Origin of the sequence: uncultured Salinicola sp., assembly GCF_937921195.1 — a bacterium.
Lineage (GTDB): Bacteria > Pseudomonadota > Gammaproteobacteria > Pseudomonadales > Halomonadaceae > Salinicola.
The window spans coordinates 1-2,518 of the sequence record NZ_CALFQK010000120.1; the positions used below are offsets into that span (position 1 = coordinate 1).

At 64.5% G+C, this 2,518-nt stretch carries 3 protein-coding genes and 1 pseudogene; 3 read left to right on the forward strand and 1 reads right to left on the reverse strand.

Going from position 1 to position 2,518, the window contains the following annotated elements:
- On the forward strand, positions 1-478 hold a 478-nt coding region (locus Q0602_RS13360; RefSeq protein ID WP_298844108.1), incomplete at its 5' end, for an EAL domain-containing protein.
- 73 nt (positions 479-551) lie between these two features.
- Here Q0602_RS13360 and Q0602_RS13365 read toward each other — a convergent pair.
- The gene (locus Q0602_RS13365) at positions 552-1,451 is read right to left on the reverse strand and encodes a CYTH domain-containing protein (protein ID WP_298844112.1); all 900 of its coding nucleotides are present in this window, start codon (positions 1,449-1,451) and stop codon (positions 552-554) included.
- A 177-nt stretch (positions 1,452-1,628) separates the two neighbouring features.
- Here Q0602_RS13365 and Q0602_RS13370 point away from each other — a divergent pair, with 177 nt between their 5' ends.
- On the forward strand, positions 1,629-2,309 hold the full coding sequence (locus Q0602_RS13370; RefSeq protein WP_149437271.1) for a TIGR00153 family protein: 681 nt from the start codon (positions 1,629-1,631) through the stop codon (positions 2,307-2,309).
- Positions 2,310-2,364: 55 nt separating this feature from the next.
- Positions 2,365-2,518: pseudogene (locus tag Q0602_RS13375) on the forward strand (phosphate permease); the annotation flags it as partial.

The following is a 2,518-nucleotide window of genomic DNA, read 5'->3' on the forward strand; positions in this document are numbered from 1 at the left end:
CGGGATTCCCTGTCATCGACTCCAGATCGAAGTCACCGAGACCTCGGTGCTCAGCGATCCGGTCAAGGCGTTTCGCATTCTCGATCGGATCCGGGCTGCCGGCATTCGTGTGGCGCTGGACGACTTCGGCAGCGGCTATTCTTCGCTGGCGCAGTTGACCTCGATGCCGATGGATACGGTCAAGATCGATCGCGAGCTGGTGATGAACGTCACCTCGCTGCCGCGCAAGCGTCACGTGCTGTCGGCGGTGGTCGCCCTCTGCCAGCGTCTCGACTACGGCATCGTCGTCGAGGGCGTCGAGGAGCGTGAAACCCTAGAGATCCTGCTCGACTGGGGGGCCACCGACATCCAGGGCTACATCTACTCCCGGCCCCTGCCGCTGGAGCGGCTGGTGGAGGATTTTCGGCCCCCCAGGCCTTACCGGCCCGGCTCGCCTTCCGTGTCACGGACTCGCGGTTCGTCGCTCTCCGCGCCCTGAGTGACGCTTGTCGCCGGACGGCGCCATCGGGTTGGATCGGGTTGGGTTTCATCGCGAGAAGGCAAGTGCCTGGCTACCGGTCCGTCTCGCTCCCGGCTCGCTGTCGAAGGGCCAGCCAGTCCTGGCCTCGCCACGGAGCGACCCCCCGACGCAGATCCGCCAGGATGCGCTCGCCGGCTTCTCGACATGGGGCGTCACTGTCGCGCGTCCACCGCTGGACCAGTCGTTGGCACTGGGTCTCGGCGTTGGCGAGCCAGGCGGGACTCCGGCTGTCCTGCCACGTATCGATGGCGTCGATCAGCGTATCCACCGAGGCGGCTTCGGGGATGGTCGGCTCGGGCCAGCCGCTGGCGAGGCAGGCGGCCCTGCTGGCCTTGCTGTGATTGGCCGGGCGCGCCGGCAGGGGCGCTGCGGAGGCATCGGCTGGCACGCACAAGGCGTTGGCCAGTGTCCACAGGCGTGCCGGGTCGCCCCGTTTGAGCTCGAGCTCGAGCTCGCAGATCGGCAGGGTGGTCGCACCGACATGTATGCCGCCCTGGTCCAGCGCGATCTCGATATCGCAGTCGTCATCCCGGTAATGCCAGAGTCGACGCTCGAAGTCGGTCGTGAAGACCGGGCGAAGCGTTGCCAGATCCAGTCCGGAAAGGGCAGGGTGGTCGAGTTCACCAAGCCCGTCCAGATCGAGGCCGGCGGCATTGCACGCGGCGTCGTCGATCGGCCACTCCCACTCGCCGCGACGCGATAGGCCGCCATGACTCTCCGCGGCGCTCTTGAGCGTCTGCAGGCGTCGCTCGCCCTGGCGCCTGACGCGCAGCGCGACGCGTCGCGATCGCAGGGCCGAGTCGGCGGTGTCGTAATACTGGTTGCCCAGCGAGACCATATGGGAGGTCAACGTCCGGAGCCGTGGGTGATCGACCAGCAGGGCGGGGCCCTCGGGTGATAGCGCCAGTTTGAGTTCGATCTCGTCGCTCATGCAGCTTCCTGGTGTTGGTCGGTCATGGCTTGTCCGGTCTGAAATCGCTCGCCCGGGATCGCTGCCAGGTCACTCGACCGACAGCCGGGTCGCGGGGCGTAACATGAATTTTTCATGACGCATCCAGACGCAATCATTATACTGGCGCCGCCACTTCCAACGCATCCAGGCCACGTTATGGTGAGTACCAACCCGTTCTCGGCGCTGTTTGGACGATCGCCGTTCCAACCGCTTCTGGCTCACATCGTCAAGACCAGCGAGTGCGCCGGCCAGCTGTTGCCTTTCTTCGATGCCGCGCTGGGGGGCGACTGGGAAGAAGCGCGCAAGCATCGCGAGGCGATCACCCGGCTCGAGCACGAGGCGGACGAACTCAAGACGCAACTGCGCCTCAATCTGCCCAACACCATGTTTCTGCCGGTATCGCGTTCCGATCTGCTGGAGTTGATCAGCGTCCAGGACAAGATCGCCAACAAGGCCCGGGACATCACCGGCATCATGCTCGGCCGCAACATGAGCATTCCCGAGCCGCTGGCGGAGCCGATGCGCGACTACCTGCGGACGGCCGTGGACACCGTCGACCAGGCGCGCAAGGCGCTGGAAGAACTCGAGGACCTGCTCGAGTCGGGCTTCGGCCGCAATGTCTCCGACGTGATGCACGAACTGATCAAGGAACTGCACGATCTCGAGCACCAGGCCGATGATCAGCAGGTCGACATCCGCCGCCAGCTGTTCCAGCTCGAGGCTGAGCTGCCCCCGGTCGATGTCATCTTCCTCTACAAAATCATCGAATGGATCGGCGAGCTGTCCGACCGCGCCGAGCGGGTAGGTAGCCGCCTGCAGATACTGACGGCCCGCTGATAGCGGGTCTTCGTCATTCTACGCCTTCGTCACGCCACTCAAGCGAACAAAGCCTATGTCCATCATTGCGCAATACGGTGATGTCTTCATCATTCTCGCCTGTGTCTTCGGTTTCTTCATGGCATGGGGGGTTGGTGCCAACGACGTCGCCAATGCCATGGGAACCTCGGTCGGCTCCAAGGCGATCACCATCAAGCAGGCGATCATCA

What these genes read in the sequence shown, in the direction of transcription:
- Q0602_RS13370 (WP_149437271.1), top strand. Translation starts at nt 1,629, where the DNA reads ATGGTGAGTACCAACCCGTTCTCGGCGCTGTTTGGACGATCGCCGTTC.
- Q0602_RS13365 (WP_298844112.1), bottom strand. Translation starts at nt 1,451, where the DNA reads ATGAGCGACGAGATCGAACTCAAACTGGCGCTATCACCCGAGGGCCCC.